Below are 16063 nucleotides of genomic sequence, written 5' to 3'. Positions count from 1 at the left end.
CGAGCCGAAACCGACGCCGATCACGCCGCTGCGGTGGCTGAGCGATGACGATTATCCCACAAAGGCATTTGCCCAGCACGCCAATGGGACGACGGGCTTCCTGCTCCGCGTGGATGCCACCGGCAAGGTGACGGACTGCCGCGTCGCCGCGACATCGGGTTTCATAGAGCTGGATCAGACCACCTGCGGGGTCCTGCTGGCACGCAGCAAGTTTCAGCCGGCCCGCGATGCAAGCGGCGTGGCCATCGTCAGTATCTACAAGGGCAGCTTCACCTGGAAGTTCCCCGGCGACAGCGACAAGCGCATAAAGGAAATGCAGCCCGAGCCGCTCGGCATTGAGCTGAACCTCAAGAAGATCCCGACGGGTTATGAGCGCCCCGCCTTGCTGCGCGTGCATTTCACCACCGAAGGCAAGCCGGATTCATGCCGCGCGGAGGTCAGCAGCGGCAGCGTCCCGCTCGACAAGGTCGCGTGCGACCAGGCGATGGCGCAGGCTGTGCGCCCCGATCCCCGTCCGGACGGACTGCGGCCGGATACCCGCATGGTGCTGGTTTCCGTCGATGTGCCCAAGGCACCCTGACCAATCGCGGTTAAGTGTGTCGAAGGTACGAAGGAGCGCGTAGACAAAGGTCCAGTACCCGTTACCAATGCGCCGGTACCTAGGGACCGGTACCTAAGAGAATCGAGAGGGAAAAATGATCTTCGCTACCCTGCTGGCGCTTGCCGGCCAGACTGCTGCGCCGGCTCCGATCATGACGATTACGGTGCAGAAACTTCCGGCCACCTATACCAAGGCGCCGATCGTTCATCTCGATTTTACCAGCAAGGGCACGGTTTCGACGTGCACGCTCGAGCAGTCCAGCGGCAGCCCGGGCATCGACAAGGTTGCCTGCCAGCAGGTGCAGAGCCTGACCTTGCCGGTCGAGAAGGGCAAGGCACCGGAATCGCGCTCGGCCGCGGTCGAGTTCGTCACGGGAGCTCCGGCGAAGTAGCGTGAAGTCAGTTCCGTGCGGAAGTCCAATTGGGGGGGCAGCGGCAGGGAGAATTTATGCATACCGAGCTTCAGAAAATTGAAGGTGAATTCACGCAGCGTGCCGCGACCGAATCCGATAACGACGCGAAGCTCCATGCCCTGGCCAGGGCACGCTTTGCCGAGGGCGGATTCGGGCCGCAGTGGAACTATCATTCGATGGTGTTCCTCAAGCGGCAGGTAATCTCGCGGATTCTCTATCAGGACATGCTCTACCGTCAGATCCTCGATGTGCCCGGGGTCATCTGCGAATTTGGGGTGCACTGGGGCGCGACCATGTCGTTGCTCGTCAATCTGCGCGGCATGTATGAGCCGTTCAATCACAGCCGCCGCATCGTCGGCTTCGACACGTTCAGCGGCTTTGTTGGCGTCGACGCCAAGGATGGCGGCTTCTCCAATGCGGGCGATTATTCGACGTCGCAGGGATATGAGGCGCAGCTCGCCGAGCTGCTCTCGCTGCATGAGAGCTTCTCGCCGATCCCGCAGATCCAGAAATATGAGCTGGTGAAGGGCGATGTGAGTGCCACGCTGCCGGACTGGCTGGAGAAGAACCCTCAGGCGGTCGTCTCCATGGCGATATTCGACATGGACGTGTTCAAGCCGACCCGCGACGCGCTCGAGCTGGTGCTGCCACGCCTCACGCGTGGTTCCCTGCTCGTGTTCGACGAGCTCAATTGCCCGCATTTCCCGGGGGAAACGCGAGCACTCGATGAGATCGTCGGGATCGGCAATCTGCGCCTGCGTCGCTTCCCGCATCAGCCCTATTGTGCCTGGGCGGTATGGGGCGAGTGACCCGGCAGCGGCGTGGCGACACGTCCGGCCGAGCTTTTAGTTAGACGAATGCCATAGCAGTCACTATGTCTGTGTTGCGCCCGCCTGGCTGGCGGGCGCTAGTCACGTCACAGAGATTGCTTTGGAACTGCTGCTTCTCCTGACTGCCTTCCTCGCGAGCCTGACCGGCATCGGTCAGGCCGATCGCGGTGGAATCCGGCAGGTCCAGGGCATCGCGGTGGTCCAGGCGGCCCAGTCGGCTCAGGCTGCGGTGCTTCCGGCCCGCCGCGCTGCGCCGGCACCCGCGGTGCCGCTCCTTCGCCCCGAAAAGGCCAGGCCGCTTGCGGCCGTGCAGACCGCGCTTGTCGCGTCGCACCTGCCTTTCGAGCGCCGGCTCGAATGAGCTTTTTTGCGGCCCGCTGAAACGCGGAGCCGCACTTTTCCGTTTCCGCATCCAAACGGGCGCTGGCGCATTGCCTGCGCGCCCGTCCGACCACCTTAAGACATAGACTGGAAAATCCATGCTCGGCGGTTTTGCCAAGACCCTGTTCGGTTCCTCGAACGATCGCTACGTCAAGTCGCTCGACGGTATCGTCAAGAAGATCGCCGGCTTCGAGCCCGCGCTGCAGGCGATGAGCGACGAGGAACTCGCGAACCAGACCGTGAAGTTCCGCGAGCGCCTCGCCAATGGCGAGAAGCTCGACGCGCTGCTTCCCGAAGCCTTCGCCACGGTGCGCGAGGCCGCCAAGCGCGTGCTCGGCCAGCGCCACTATGACGTGCAGATGGTCGGCGGCATCGTGCTCCACCGCGGCGAGATCGCCGAGATGCGCACCGGCGAGGGCAAGACCCTGGTCGCCACGCTCGCGACCTATCTCAACGCTCTGCCGGGCGACGGCGTGCACGTCGTCACCGTCAACGACTATCTCGCTTCGCGTGACGCGGACTGGATGGGGCGCGTCTATCGTTTCCTCGGGCTCACCACCGGCGTGATCATTCCGAACCTGTCGGATCATGAGCGCCGCGAGGCCTATGCCGCGGACATCACCTACGGCACGAACAACGAATTCGGCTTCGACTACCTCCGCGACAACATGAAATATGATCGCGCGTCGATGACGCAGCGCCCTTTCAACTTCGCGATCGTCGATGAAGTCGACTCGATCCTGATCGACGAGGCGCGCACGCCGCTGATCATCTCGGGCCCGACCGACGACAAGTCCGAGCTCTATATGGGCGTGGACGTGGTCGTGAAGCAGCTCGTGCCCGAGGATTACGAGAAGGACGAGAAGCAGCGCACCATCGTGCTGACCGAGGATGGCACCGAGAAGGTCGAGCGCATGCTCGAGGCCGCCGGTCTGCTCCAGGGCGCCAATCTCTATGACTTCGAGAACACCCAGGTCGTCCACCACCTGAACCAGGCGCTGCGCGCGAACGTGATGTTCAAGCGCGACATCGACTATATCGTGAAGGACGACAAGGTCGTCATCATCGACGAGTTCACCGGCCGCATGATGGATGGCCGCCGCTGGTCGGACGGCCTGCACCAGGCGGTGGAAGCCAAGGAAGGCGTCAACATCGAGCCCGAGAACCAGACGCTCGCCTCGATCACCTTCCAGAACTATTTCCGCATGTACCCGAAGCTGGGCGGCATGACCGGCACCGCGGCGACCGAGGCGCCGGAGTTCTTCGACATCTACAAGATGAACGTCGTCACCATCCCGACCAACCTGCCGGTGCAGCGCGTCGACGAGGAGGACGAGTTCTACAAGACGCTCGACGAGAAGTTCGCGGCGATCGCCAAGAAGATCAAGCTGCACTCCGCCAAGGGCCAGCCGGTGCTGGTCGGCACCGTCTCGATCGAGAAGAGCGAGATGCTCTCCGAGTTCCTGGAGAAGGAAGGCGTGGAGCATAGCGTGCTCAACGCCCGCCAGCACGAGCATGAAGCGCATATCGTCGCGCAGGCGGGTCGCCTGGGTGCGGTGACCATCGCCACCAACATGGCCGGCCGCGGTACCGACATCCAGCTGGGCGGCAACCTCGAATTCCGCGTCCATGACGAGCTTTCCGAAATGGAGGAAGGCCCCGCCAAGGAAGCGGCGATCCAGCAGATCAAGGCCGAGATCGATGCCGAGAAGCAGAAGGTGAAGGAAGCCGGCGGCCTGTTCGTGCTCGGTACCGAGCGCCATGAGAGCCGCCGCATCGATAACCAGCTGCGTGGCCGCTCGGGCCGCCAGGGCGATCCGGGCCTGTCGCGCTTCTACCTCAGCCTTGACGACGATCTGCTGCGCATCTTCGGTTCGAACACGCTGTTCGCCAAGATGATGCGCAACAATATCGAGGATGGCGAGGCGATCGGCTCGAAGTGGTTGTCCAAGGCGATCGAGACCGCGCAGCGCAAGGTCGAGGCGCGCAACTACGACATCCGCAAGCAGGTCGTCGAATATGACGACGTGATGAACGACCAGCGCAAGGTGATCTACGAGCAGCGCGCGGACATCATGGATGCCGAGACGGTGGGTGACGTCGTCGCGGACATGCGCGCGGAAACGGTCAACGCCATCGTCGGCGAATATTGCCCGCACGGCTCCTACCCCGAGCAGTGGAAGGTCGAGGAGCTCAAGGAGAAGCTGGTCGGCACCCTCAATGTCGAGGCGCCGGTTGATCAGTGGATCCGCGACGAAGCGCAGATCGAGCCGGAAATGGTCGAGGAGCGCATCCGCACCGCGGCCGACCAGCTGGTCGAAGCCAAGGCGGCCGACCTCGAGCCCGAGACCTGGAGCCAGATCGAGAAGTCGATCCTGCTGCAGAATCTCGACCACCACTGGAAGGAGCATCTCGCGATGCTCGATGCGCTCCGCCAGGTCGTCCATCTGCGTGCCTATGCCCAGAAGACGCCGATCAACGAGTACAAGCACGAAGCGTTCGCGATGTTCGAGCGTATGCTCGGCCAGATCCGCGAGGACGTGACCCGCACGCTCGCCTTCGCCCAGTTCCGCATGGAGCCGGCTCCCGAGCTGCCGCAGCTGCCCGACTTCCTGACCACGCATATCGATCCGCTGACCGGCGACGACGATACCTATGACTATGACGGCGGTGCCGCCGGCCTGGTCACCACTCGCCTGCCGCAGCTGGGGATTCCCCAGCCGTCGCCCGAGGATCTCGGTACGGATCCGGCGCAGTGGGAAGGGCTGGTCAGCCGCAATGCGCCGTGCCCGTGCGGCTCGGGCCGCAAGTACAAGCATTGCCACGGCCAGGTGGCCTGATCCGGTTGGGGCGGACCTTGGGTCCGCCCTCCCAAATCCCGTCATCCCCGCGAAGGCGGGATCCAGAGCCAAGGGCGCATCGCCTGTAACCCTGGATTCCCGCCTGCGCGGGGATAACGATTCCTGGGGACGTGCGGCCTTTCAGATGTCCCCGTTCCCCGGCCTTCGTCGGGGAAGCAGGGGACGAAGTGCGGGACAGGGAGCCGGTTCGATCCTTGCAATGTAGGAGTTCGTCGGCTCGGCTCGGGCAGCCGGTCTCATGGTCGGCGGCTCTTTGATTCCGTTGGAAAAATAGGATCACGCGCGCGCAGGAAAGTTGCGTGATGCGCGGCGACTCCGGGACGTATGTCAGCTTCGGTGCCACGGAAACCGGCTCTTGGTGTGTACTTCGTGTACTTTCGCGAGTCGTCCTTGCCGCCGGTGTTGGAACGGGCGCGGTTTCAGGCAAAAGAAAAGGGAGGGCTGATCGGCCCTCCCTCTCGAAAGTCCCTCCCGCGCAGGCGGGAGGTTTTTTCGTGCCCGCTTACTTTGCGGTCGGCATCTGGATCGACGGGCCAAGGCGATTGACCACTTCGTGCGCGTCAAAGGCGCGGACATTGTCGGCCGGCTTCGGGCCCTTGCCCATCACCACTTCGGCCATGGCCTCATATTGGGTGACGGTGCGATAGTCCCAGTCGCGATCGCGCCAGAAGGGATCGTCATAGAAGGGATCCCAGCTGCGCCAGCCCCAGCGCGGGCCGCGATAGAAGCGCCACGACGGGCTCCAATAACCCCAGGGACCGCCGCCCCAGCCGGGGCCGCCCCATGCGCCCGGCGTACGGACGACGTCGGTCTTCTTCTCGGTGTCGCGATCCGCGAGCACGAAATAGTCGAAACCCTGCTGCAGGGTGAGCTCGGCCGCCCGATAGAGCAGGTAGCGCTCGACCGTCTCGCGCGCCGTCAGGCTGTTGCCCGCGAAGCTGACGCGGAAGCGATTGCTTTCGATCTGGGTGTCCGAATAGCCGTTGCGCGCGGCAGTGCCGTTGCCCGTTGCCGGCTGATAGGGGGTCGCGGTCATACAGGCGGACAGCGAGATGCTGCCGGCGAGGATGAGAGCCAGCGCTGCGATCCGGGGGCGCTTGGGAGTTCTCAACATGCTTCTCTCCGAGGGTTAGGTCTGGTCACTGCTATGACGGAACGAACGCGTGCCGACAGGGATGTGTCCGCGACGGAGCGTGCCATAAGTACGATTGACAGCGCCTGAACGGTCACGGGCAACTCACGCGAGTCGTTCGGGAACTTCCATGGCGTCTTCCGCCAGCGTGTCGCGCGGGGCCATCGCCTCCCAGGGGAAGACGAACCAGTCCTTGTCGACCGAACGGTCGATCCGGCGCGAGCGATAATCGACCTGCTGCGACGAGCGGATATTGTCGAGCAGCACGGCGAAGCGGATGCGGCTGGCGATCGCGCCCTCGGCAGCCAGTGCGGCGCGAAGCTCGCCGATCGTCTTGCCGCTGTCGTTGATGTCCTCGACGAACAGCAGCCGGTCGCCGTCGCGCGTCCGCCGGGCGAGCACCGATACCAGTTCCTCGCCGAACTGGGCGATCTTGGTCGAATAGTCGATCGAGACCAGCGGCAGGCCCATGCGGTGCGACAGGAATACCGCCGGCGTCAGCCCGCCGCGGCCGATGCCGACCAGAAGGGTGGGGTTCCAGGCCTCGGCCTCGCCGGCGATGGCGTGGATGCCCGCGACCATCTCCTCGTGCGTGAAATGGGTGAAGACGATGCTCAAGCGTGTTCCTCCGCATAGGCGTCTACCCGGGCGAGATGGGTGGCGACTTCGTCGTCCGAAAGGAACGAGCCCAGGAAAGAGTTGCGCGCCAGCGTCACCAGGTCGCGGCGACTGAGATCGCGGCCCTGCGCGATCGCGCGGTAATTGTCGGCGACATAGCCGCCGAAATAGGCCGGGTCGTCCGAATTGACCGTGGCGCGCAGGCCGAGCTCGAGCATCCGGTCGATCGGATGCACATCGACCGAAGCGACGTTGCACAACTTGACGTTGGACAGCGGGCATACCGTCAGCGTCATCGACGATCGGGCGAGGCGCGCGACCAGCGCGGGATCCTCGAGACTGCGATTGCCATGGTCGAGCCGGTCAACCGCGAGAAGGTCGAGCGCTTCCTCCACATAGGCGGGCGGGCCTTCCTCGCCGGCATGGGCGACGCGCTTGAGGCCCATCGCGGCGGCGGCGGCGAAGACGCGCTCGAACTTGGAGGGCGGATGGCCGACTTCCGAGGAGTCGAGGCCCACGCCGGCGATCCGGTCGATCCAGGGCTGGGCCTGGGTCAGGGTCTTGAAGGCGTCTTCCTCGTCGAGGTGGCGCAGGAAGCAGAGGATCAGCTTCGAGGTGATGCCGAGCCGGCTCTCGGCCTCGTCCATGCCGGCGAGCAGGCCGTTGGCGACTACCCCGAAGGGGACGCCGCGGTGCGTGTGGGTCTGTGGATCGAAGAAGATCTCGGCATGGACCACGCCGTCCTTCGCGACGCGCTCGAAATAGGCGAGGGCCAGGTCGCGGAAATCCTCCTCGGTGCGCAGCACGTCGGCGCCGGCATAATAGATGTCGAGGAAGTCCTGCAGGTTCGAGAACTCATAGGCCGCGCGCACTTCCTCCACCGAGGCGAAGGGGATGGCGACGTTGTTGCGCTGGGCAAAGGCGAACATCTGCTCGGGCTCGAGGCTGCCTTCGATGTGAAGGTGCAGTTCCGCCTTGGGCAGGCCGGCGATGAAAGTGTCGAGGTCTCGCATCGCGGGAACATCGCAGGCGCGCGAGAGAGTCGCAAGGGGAGGGCGCGCCGGTTGCCCTCAGAGGGGATGGGGTGCGGGCAGTCCCTGTTGGCCGGCCCGCCCGGACTCGTCTTCCTCGGGTGGGTCGGCATCCTTGTGATCGTCATTGCTCGAACGTCGCCACGCGCTGGGCGACATGCCGAATTCCGAGCTGAACCACCGAGTGAACGCGGCCGGCGACGTGTAGCCCAGCATCTCGCCGACGGTGGCGAGCGCGTGGACATTGTTGAGCAGGTGGCGGACCACCAGCTCCTTGCGGACCGCGTTCAGCACCGCGCTGAACCCGGTGCCTTCGGCTTCGAGGCGGCGCTGGAGGGTGCGCGGGGAAACGCTGAGATGGCGCGCCACGCTCTCGATCGAGGCGTTGCCCGAGGCGAGCAGGAGGTAGAGCGCCTGGCGGGCGCGGTCCGTCTGGCTCTGTGGCGGGGCCGAAGGGAATTGCGCCTCGAAATAGCTGTTGGCGTATGCGGCAAGGTTGGCGCGGTAGCTCGGATTGCGCGCCCGCAGCGCCTCGCGGCTATAGACGATCCCGTTCACATCGCTCCCGAAGACCACCGGACAGCCCAGTATGCGGTGATGGAATTCCAGCGAGCGGGGGGCGGCATGCATGAAGTGCAGGCAGTCCGGCTTCCACCGTTCGCCGCCGATCTCGGTGAAGGCGCGCGACAGGATCGAGCCTACCGCTTCATGCGCCTGGCGCGGCACGAAGTCGATGTTGCTGATGATCTGGGTCCGCACCAGCGCGCTGTCGCCGGCGAGCTCGAAATTGAAGGTCAGCAGGTCGCCGAGCAGGTGCTGGTAGCGGACCAGCATGCGGATGGCGTCTTCCAGCGTTTCCTGCTGCTGCAGCACCAGGCTTATGGGGCCGAAGGAGGACAGATCCTGCCGTTCGGCGAGAAGCATCGCGAAATGCGGGCAATTCCCCTCGATGGCCGAGCGTTCGAGGATCGAGGCGATCGCGCCCCTGGGTAGTCTTTCCTCAGGATTGCGAAGTTGTGATGGGCTGACGCCGGTGTCGGCAAGTATGCGATAAGGATCGAGGCCAACGTCCAGGGCGACCGAAACATAGTTCCTCAGTATGGCCGCACGTGCAGACGCCATGCAGGACCCTCCCCATGCCCGGAGTGCATCCGGAACATTGCGAATCCTATGCCTGGTGGCGTGAACTGCCAAGTAGCTGGCGCGAAATGCAAAGCAGTCAGGCGCAGCTTGTCGTATTAATATCGGGGACACCGGTTTCCATGGGCAGGAAACCAGGGGCACGGAGAAAAAAATGGGGTTCGATGGGGTTTCGGCCGCCAGGCGTAACGCTGGCGCCGAAGGTAATGGGCTGCCTGAAGCGCCCGATTCGGTTCGCTTTCCTGCAAATGATTCGCCCCCCGAGCCATGCTCGCCAAGCGATCCTTCCGCACGTGCACGCCTTACCGCGATGAGCGCGATGGCAGCGGCAATGGCGCATGAACTTGCCCAGCCGCTCACCGCGGCCAGCAACTATATGCTGGGCTGCGCCTCGGTCATCCGCCAGCGCATCCACGGGCTGGAGGAACTGCTCGGCTTCATCGAGGACGCCGCGGCCCAGACCGCGCGGGCGTCGGACATCGTGCTGCGGATGCGCACCTTCGTGAAGACGGGTCGCGTCGATGTGCGCCCGGAATGCCTGGTCGAGATGCTCGACGCCGTCAGCGCCCGGCTTTCGTGCCTTGAAGATGTCGAGGTGGTTCGCAGCTTCGATCCGGGATCGACCTGCGTGCTTGCCGATCGCATCCAGATCGAGATGGTGCTCTCCAACCTGTTGCTCAACGCCGCGCAGGCGATGTGGAACAGCCCGGTCCGCAAGATCGAGATCTCGAGCTGGACCGAAGGCGAGCGCGTCCGCATCCGCGTGGCGGACACGGGGCCTGGTATTCCCGTCGGCGTGCAGGAGCATCTGTTCCAGCCGATGGTCAGCACCAAGGTGGACGGCACCGGCCTCGGCCTCGCCATCTCGCAGACGATCGTCGACGCCCATGACGGCACGCTGACCATCGAACCTGCCGAGCCGGGGGAGGGCGCCGTGTTCGTTCTCGCCCTGCCGCGTGGACCCGAGTTCATCTGAGTTACCCCCCGAGAGGCCCATCCCCCCACCGGGCCTCTGAAGCCCCGCCCGTCCCCTCACGGGCGGGGCTTTTTCGTTGGAGTCGGGAAACGATCTCGGGCGCGTGGAAACGCGAAGAGCCGCATGCGCGATTGCGCTGCGGTGCTGAATGTCTTTGTTTCTGAAGGGTTTGTGGTGGCTCCCTGAGTAGGATTCGAACCTACGGCCGCTCGATTAACAGTCGAGAGCTCTACCGCTGAGCTATCAGGGATCACCATCTTTCCGCGCGGTGAACCGCGGCGGAGGCGGCCCTATGCAGCGGGTTTTCGAGGATTGCAAGGGGTCAGGCGACGAATTGTTCCATCGTAATGCGATCATCGAGCGCATGCTCGGGATCGAAGAGCAAGGTGAGGTCGCGGTGGTGGTCGATTTCGATATCGACGCGGGCCACATCGCGCACTTCGCGCTGGTCCGCGACCGCGCTGACCGGGCGCTTGTCGGCCTCCAGCACGCGAATCGTGATTCGCGCCTTGTCGGGCAGGATGGCCCCGCGCCAGCGCCGGGGACGGAAGGGGCTGATCGGCGTCATCGCCAGCATGCCCGAGCCCAGCGGCAGGATCGGTCCCTGGACCGAGAGGTTGTACGCGGTCGAGCCCGCAGGCGTGGCGATCAGCATGCCGTCGCACACCAGCTCGGGCAGCACCACGCGATCGTTGACCGTGACCTCGAGCTTCGCCGTCTGGCGCGTCTCGCGCAGGAACGAGACTTCGTTGATCGCCGGCAGCTCGAATCGCTCACCTGTGGTGTTGACCGCGTGCATCTTGAGCGGGCTGACCTTGAACGGCTTGGCGCGGGCCAGCCGCTCGTCCAGCCCTTCACGGCGCCAGTCGTTCATCAGGAAGCCGACCGTGCCGAGGTTCATGCCGAACACCGGCAGGTTGCGGCGGCCTTCGAGCAGGGTGTGGAGGGTCTGGAGCATGAAGCCGTCGCCACCCAGGGCGACGATCGATTCGGCCTGGTCCAGCGGCACCCATTCATAGGCCTCGCGCAACTCGTCCGCGGCGAGCTGGGCGGGTTCGGTGGGGGAAGCGAAAAGCGCGCGCAACTGGCTCATCCGCCGGTGACACTCATGTGGCGACGCGTGGCCGGAGCAGCCCCGGCGGCGATGCGGAAATCATGCCGGGCAGGCTTTCGGCGAAGCGAATCATCTATCGCCGCGTCCAGGGCGAGGGATTCGGAACTGCGGAGGGCGGCTTTCAAATCCACGCCTTCATCGTGGCCCAGGCACATATAGAGCTTTCCGTCGGTGGCGAGGCGGACGCGGTTGCAGCCGTCGCAGAAATTGGCGGTGAGCGGGGTAATCAGGCCCAGCCGCGTATCCGAGCCCGCGACCCGCCAATAGCGGGCGGGGCCCCCGGTGCGATGCGTATCGGGCACGAGATCGAAGCGATCGCGCAGATCCGCGAGCACCCCGCCCAGCGGCAGGAAGCGATCCACCCGATCCTCGTCGATCTGGCCGAGCGGCATCGTCTCGATCAGGGTGAGGTCCATGCCGCGCTCGACCGCCCAGGCGAGCATCGGCGCGACCTCGCCCTCGTTCAGCCCCTTGAGCGCGACCATGTTGAGCTTGACCGCAAGCCCGGCATCCTGCGCCGCGGCAATGCCCGCCAATACCTTCGCCACGTCCCCATGCCGGGTGACATGGCGGAAAACCGCGGGATCCCGGCTGTCGAGACTCACATTGACCCGGCGCACCCCGGCATCGCGCAGCGCCACGGCATGCTCCGCCAGCCGCGTGCCGTTCGTCGTCAGCGTGACTTCGTCCAGCCCCTGGCCGAGATGCCGCCCGACGCGGCGGACCAGCTCGATCGTGTCGCTGCGCACCAGCGGCTCGCCGCCGGTCAGCCGGATCTTGCGCACGCCGCGGGCAATGAAGCGATCGGCGATCAGCGCCAGCTCATCGAGGCTCAGCAATTCACTGCGGGGCAGGAAGCGCATGTCCTCCGACATGCAGTAGCGGCAACGCAGATCGCAGCGATCCGTCACCGAAATCCGCAAATACTGGATCGCGCGGCCATGGGCATCGATCAAGGCGGACGCGGCTGCCATGTAAAGGCAGGTAAGCATGAAGATAGCGGTGGGCAAGCGTTCGCGTTATCGAGGGCGGAATGTCTGAAGATTTCACAGTCATCGAAGGCGCCAATGCAGACGCTGCACCGGTGTTCGTCCTCAGCTTCCGCCAGCGCGACGAAGTCGCGGCGGCAGCGGCGGGAGGCGGCTGGCGGGTCGTGGCGGCCCGGCGATCGGACGCGCTGGAGCGCCGCTTCCTGGGCAGCGGCGCCGCCGTCGCGGTGATCGACGCGCGCGGCGCGCTTTCCGAGGGACTGGACGCCGCGAAGGTCCTGGGCCCGACGATCGAGGCGCATGGCGCGGCGATGCTTATCCTCGTGTCGCAGAGCGACACGGTGCACATGCGCTATTTCTTCGACGCCGGCGCGACGCATTTCCTGTCGAGCCCGATGTCCTCGGCGGCGATGGCGCATGCGATCCGCTTCGCCCAGCGCCATGTCGAGCGACTCTCGGGCTGGCATGGCCAGGAAAAGGGGCCGGCCGAGCCGCTCGGCTGGCGCTTCGATCCGGGCATGCGCTCGCTCCAGGTGACGCCGGCGCTGGCGAGCCTGCTCGGCCTGCCCGAGGCACCGGGCACCCGCAGCTTCTTCGCCAAGCTCGATCTTGCCGACCGAGTGCTGGCACGCAGCGCGCTGCGCCGCCTCAATGCCGAGACCCCGTCCACCGCGTTCGCGCACGACCTGGCCGGCGTCGGGCGGGTGGTGCAGCACCTGCAATATGACGCGCAGACCAACCGGCTGCACGCGCTGGTCGAGGCGCTGGGCGTGGCGCCCGATGCCAATGCGGCGGTGCGCGACGCGCTGACCGGCGCGCGCGACGGGCCCAGTGCCCGCCGCTGGATCGACCGCCGGCTGGCCGAGGGCGGCAAGGTGGGCATCGTGCTGATCGGGCTGACGCGGTTCGAGACGGTCAACACCGCCTATGGCCGCACCGTGGGCGACGAGCTGCTGCGCAGCGTCTCGCGCCGGGTGGGCGAAGTGGCGCGCGAGGCGCTGGGCAAGGGCGCGATCGTCGCGCGGATCGGCGGTTCGGAATTCCTGGTCGCCAGCGACGATGCGGATGCCGCGCGGATCGGCACCGCGGCGGCGCGGCTGGAGGATGCGCTGGCCCGGCCCTTCGTCGCGGGCGGCGACATCGCCCCGCTGGGGGCGCGGCTGGTGACCGGGGCGAGCCAGGCGGGAGACACCGCCGCCGCGATGCTGCGCCGGGCGAGCGAGGCACTGCTCGGCGACGTGCCGCTGGAAAAGGGGGCACCGCCGGTCGACGTGCTGGTCGACAGCCTGCACCGGGCGCTGGAGCGCAGCGAGATCGGCGTGCTGTTCCAGCCGCAGGTGGCGATCGCGACCGGGCAGATCATCGGCGTGGAGGCGCTGGCGCGCTGGAACCACCCGGAATTCGGCGAGCTTGGCGCGGAGACCCTGTTCGCGACCGCGGAGCGTGCCGGGCTCGACGCGACCCTGTCCGACCATGTCCAGCGTCGGGCGCTGGCGGCGGCGGCCAACTGGCCGATGTCGCTGAGCAAGCTGCGGCTGTCGATCAACGTCACTGCCGGGGATGTCGCGCGATCGGGGTTCCTCGATGCGCTGCTCGGGCGGATCGATGCGAGCAACTTCCCGCGCAACCGGCTGACGGTGGAGATCACCGAGAGCGGCATCATGTCCGACCTGGGGGAGGCGGCGCGGCTGCTCACCATGCTGCGCGCGGCGGGATGCCGGGTGGCGATCGACGATTTCGGCACCGGTTATTCGAGCCTGGCCTATCTCAAGGCGCTGCCGCTCGACTATCTGAAGATCGACCGCAAGCTGAGCCAGGACATCACGGGATCGGCCCGTGACCGGGTGGTGGTGCGCGGGGTGATCGACATGGCGCGTTCGCTGGGGCTGTCGGTGGTCGCCGAGGGCGTGGAGACGGCGGAGCAATTGGACCTGCTCGCCAAGGAAGGCTGCCAGTATTTCCAGGGCTATCTGTGCGCCGGTCCGGTGGACGTGCCGGCGCTGGCCCAGCTGGTGAGCCGGGCATGAGCGATCCGCGCGAGATGAGCGGCGTCTGGTATGGCCGCTATGCCAGCACCGGAGGCGACCAGGACAATGGCTTCATCGCCGTGCTCGAGGAAGCGGGCGGGGTGTTCTCCGGATCGATCAGCGAGCCGGACGGGCAGGGCGGCATCCGCAACGCATCGGTTGCCGGGCGGCGGAGCAGCGGGCTGATCCAGTTCGTGAAGCAATATCGCGGCCGGTGGCACCATGCGGTGTTCTACGAGGGCCAGATCGACGACCAGGGCACCGAGGCGAATGGGCGCTGGCGGCTCGACGAAGGCACCACCGGCGGATTCAGCATGGAGCGGGAGAAATTCTCGGTCGAGGAGCTGGAGGCCGAGGAAGAGGAAGTGCTGGAGATCCGGTAGGGGGCTCTGCTGTCCATTGCCCATCCTTGCGAATTCTTGTCGTCATCCCCGCGCAGGCGGGGATCCATTCTGGCTGGCCGGGGTGGGACTCATTGCCTTCAGCGGCAATAGATCCCCGCCTGCGCGGGGATGACGGAAGAAGGGGAATGGCGGAGGGGGCGCTGCCGGAAGACGGGATGGCGGAAGAGAGGAAATGACGGGCGGGGCGTGAGGGGAACGGGTTGGGAGATGGCGGAAAGGGGAGGCCGGTCCATCGGGATCGGCGGCGCGATTTATCCCTCCGGGTCCGCGCCGCGGCCTTCGGTTACGCGGTTGAGGGTGACGCCGGCATAGCGCGCCAGGCTGGCGAGCAGGGCGTTGGTCGCCGGATCGGCGGCGCCTGCGTCCTTCCAATAGGCGCCCATCGCCATGCTCGGGCCCATCAGCCCGATCGGATACATCGACATGCTGCGCACGAAGGTGGGGCGATAGGCGTCCACCGGCACCCGATCATCCTCGTAGATGTCGGGAATGTGGATCGGGCGTGCCTCGAGGATGGCGAGGCCCGAGATGCAATTCTCGATCGGGAAATCCGAGCCTGCCCAGAGCGGGGACATCGCGTCTTCGGCGATATAGGCCACACGATTGCCCGTGCGACGGATCACGGTGACCCCGTCGCATCGCGCAATGGTGCGCGCGCAATCCCGCAGCACAGTGACCAGCTCGTCAATGGAGCTTGCATGCGACAGCCGGGCCATCGCTTCGGTCAGCAGTCGACGTTGCTCGAAACCGTCCGGCTCCCTCAAGCCAAGCTCCTCGCGAGCGGCCCCGTTCAGGGGCGCGCCTGATTCAATCACATCCGTCACGGCCAGATACGCAGCCTTATGATTATCGGTTCAACACGAGACCTGCCGAAACGGGTCGGCTTCAAAACAAAGAAGCCGCACCGGGGCCAAACCTCCCCCGAGGTTCGGCCCTGACGCCGAGCGACAGAATCTCATCCTGCATCCTGAACGCAGTTGCAGCATGCGCAATTACGCAAAAATACAGGTCGATTTGCCCTGTCTCAGTTCGGGGCGCGCAGGGCGGAGACCGCCGCTGCCGGCAGGTTGCGCACCACGCCGCTGACGATCGGGTGGCGACCGTTCGCGCGTGCGGGAGCGGCTGCGGCATCCGTGCGGAAGGCGCTGGTGAGCTCGGCCAGGGTTTCGGCTTCCTGCTCGAGCGTACGGGTGGCGGCGGAGGTTTCCTCGACCATCGCGGCGTTCTGCTGCGTGCCCCGGTCCATCGCGCCGATCGCGGTGCTGACTTCGCCGATCGCGACCGCCTGCGCCTTGTTGTCCTGCGCCATGGTGCCGAGCAGGGCGTGGACTTCGCCGACATCGCTGGAGATGTTGGCGAGCGCGCCATCGACCTTCATCACCGCATCCACCGCGGTAACCACTTCGGCCTGGGTCGTGGTGAGCTGGTCGCGGGCGCGGCCGGCTTCTTCCTCGGCGCGCATCGCGAGCGCGCTGACCAGGTCGGCGACCACGGCGAAGCCGCGGCCCGCCTCGCCGGCGCGGCCGGCGTCGACGGCGGCGGTCATA

The 16063-nt window shown here is 65.8% G+C and carries 16 protein-coding genes and 1 tRNA gene; 8 read left to right on the top strand and 9 right to left on the bottom strand.

Going from position 1 to position 16063, the window contains the following annotated elements:
* The 5 genes from AAHM44_RS22795 to secA all read left to right on the top strand — a co-directional run.
* A partial coding sequence (locus tag AAHM44_RS22795; protein ID WP_342251425.1) for an energy transducer TonB occupies positions 1-580 on the top strand: 580 nt, incomplete at its 5' end.
* A 115-nt stretch (positions 581-695) separates the two neighbouring features.
* Positions 696-992 carry a hypothetical protein gene (locus tag AAHM44_RS22790; protein ID WP_342251424.1) on the top strand — a complete coding sequence of 99 codons (297 nt, stop codon included), beginning with the start codon at positions 696-698 and terminating at the stop codon, positions 990-992.
* A 56-nt stretch (positions 993-1048) separates the two neighbouring features.
* Positions 1049-1822 (top strand): class I SAM-dependent methyltransferase, encoded by a 774-nt coding sequence (locus tag AAHM44_RS22785; protein ID WP_269574952.1) that lies wholly within the window; start codon positions 1049-1051, stop codon positions 1820-1822.
* A 121-nt stretch (positions 1823-1943) separates the two neighbouring features.
* On the top strand, positions 1944-2204 hold the full coding sequence (locus AAHM44_RS22780; protein ID WP_269574953.1) for a hypothetical protein: 261 nt from the start codon (positions 1944-1946) through the stop codon (positions 2202-2204).
* A gap of 118 nt (positions 2205-2322) precedes the next feature.
* Positions 2323-5064 carry a preprotein translocase subunit SecA gene (secA, locus tag AAHM44_RS22775; protein ID WP_269574954.1) on the top strand — a complete coding sequence of 914 codons (2742 nt, stop codon included), beginning with the start codon at positions 2323-2325 and terminating at the stop codon, positions 5062-5064.
* Positions 5065-5587: 523 nt separating this feature from the next.
* On the opposite strand, the gene AAHM44_RS22770 is transcribed toward secA, so the two are convergent.
* The 4 genes from AAHM44_RS22770 to AAHM44_RS22755 all read right to left on the bottom strand — a co-directional run bounded on the left by AAHM44_RS22770 (position 5588) and on the right by AAHM44_RS22755 (position 8988).
* Entirely contained in the window at positions 5588-6199 is a 612-nt protein-coding gene (locus AAHM44_RS22770; protein WP_184167233.1) for a CC0125/CC1285 family lipoprotein, read from the bottom strand.
* A gap of 123 nt (positions 6200-6322) precedes the next feature.
* Positions 6323-6835, bottom strand: a complete 513-nt coding sequence (locus AAHM44_RS22765) for a phosphoribosyltransferase (RefSeq protein WP_342251423.1) — start codon at positions 6833-6835, stop codon at positions 6323-6325.
* A complete protein-coding gene (locus AAHM44_RS22760) occupies positions 6832-7848 on the bottom strand; it encodes an adenosine deaminase (RefSeq protein ID WP_342251422.1) in 1017 nt (338 codons plus the stop codon). Before AAHM44_RS22760 ends, AAHM44_RS22765 begins: the two co-directional genes overlap by 4 nt.
* A 57-nt stretch (positions 7849-7905) precedes the next feature.
* Positions 7906-8988: an AraC family transcriptional regulator ligand-binding domain-containing protein gene (locus AAHM44_RS22755; protein WP_269574955.1), complete on the bottom strand. Its 1083-nt coding sequence runs from the start codon at positions 8986-8988 to the stop codon at positions 7906-7908.
* Positions 8989-9316: 328 nt separating this feature from the next.
* Here AAHM44_RS22755 and AAHM44_RS22750 point away from each other — a divergent pair, with 328 nt between their 5' ends.
* On the top strand, positions 9317-9982 hold the full coding sequence (locus AAHM44_RS22750) for a sensor histidine kinase (protein WP_342251421.1): 666 nt from the start codon (positions 9317-9319) through the stop codon (positions 9980-9982).
* 175 nt (positions 9983-10157) lie between these two features.
* On the opposite strand, the gene AAHM44_RS22745 is transcribed toward AAHM44_RS22750, so the two are convergent.
* The 3 genes from AAHM44_RS22745 to moaA form a co-directional block, all read right to left on the bottom strand.
* Positions 10158-10232, bottom strand: a tRNA-Asn gene (locus tag AAHM44_RS22745).
* Between the two features lie 72 nt (positions 10233-10304).
* Positions 10305-11075, bottom strand: coding sequence for an NAD kinase (locus tag AAHM44_RS22740; protein ID WP_184167221.1), 771 nt, complete (start codon positions 11073-11075; stop codon positions 10305-10307).
* Entirely contained in the window at positions 11072-12070 is a 999-nt protein-coding gene (moaA, locus tag AAHM44_RS22735) for a GTP 3',8-cyclase MoaA (protein ID WP_342251420.1), read from the bottom strand. Before moaA ends, AAHM44_RS22740 begins: the two co-directional genes overlap by 4 nt.
* Before the next feature lie 59 nt (positions 12071-12129).
* Between moaA and AAHM44_RS22730 the strand changes: the two genes are divergently transcribed.
* Together AAHM44_RS22730 and AAHM44_RS22725 are read left to right on the top strand one after the other, a co-directional pair.
* Positions 12130-14112: a putative bifunctional diguanylate cyclase/phosphodiesterase gene (locus tag AAHM44_RS22730; RefSeq protein ID WP_184167214.1), complete on the top strand. Its 1983-nt coding sequence runs from the start codon at positions 12130-12132 to the stop codon at positions 14110-14112.
* Positions 14109-14495, top strand: coding sequence for a hypothetical protein (locus tag AAHM44_RS22725; protein ID WP_269574958.1), 387 nt, complete (start codon positions 14109-14111; stop codon positions 14493-14495). Before AAHM44_RS22730 ends, AAHM44_RS22725 begins: the two co-directional genes overlap by 4 nt.
* Positions 14496-14767: 272 nt before the next feature.
* Here the strand turns inward: AAHM44_RS22725 and AAHM44_RS22720 are convergent, their stop codons facing one another.
* Together AAHM44_RS22720 and AAHM44_RS22715 are read right to left on the bottom strand one after the other, a co-directional pair.
* Entirely contained in the window at positions 14768-15139 is a 372-nt protein-coding gene (locus AAHM44_RS22720) for a hypothetical protein (protein WP_269574959.1), read from the bottom strand.
* A 401-nt stretch (positions 15140-15540) separates the two neighbouring features.
* The coding region (locus AAHM44_RS22715; protein ID WP_342251419.1) for a methyl-accepting chemotaxis protein at positions 15541-16063 on the bottom strand (523 nt) is incomplete at its 5' end.

It is taken from the genome of Sphingomonas sp. OTU376 (genome assembly GCF_038440415.1).
In the GTDB taxonomy this organism is placed as follows: Bacteria; Pseudomonadota; Alphaproteobacteria; order Sphingomonadales; family Sphingomonadaceae; genus Sphingomonas; species Sphingomonas kyeonggiensis_A.
The sequence above is the reverse complement of the archived record's forward strand: the minus strand, read 5'-3'. Positions and strand labels throughout refer to the sequence as shown.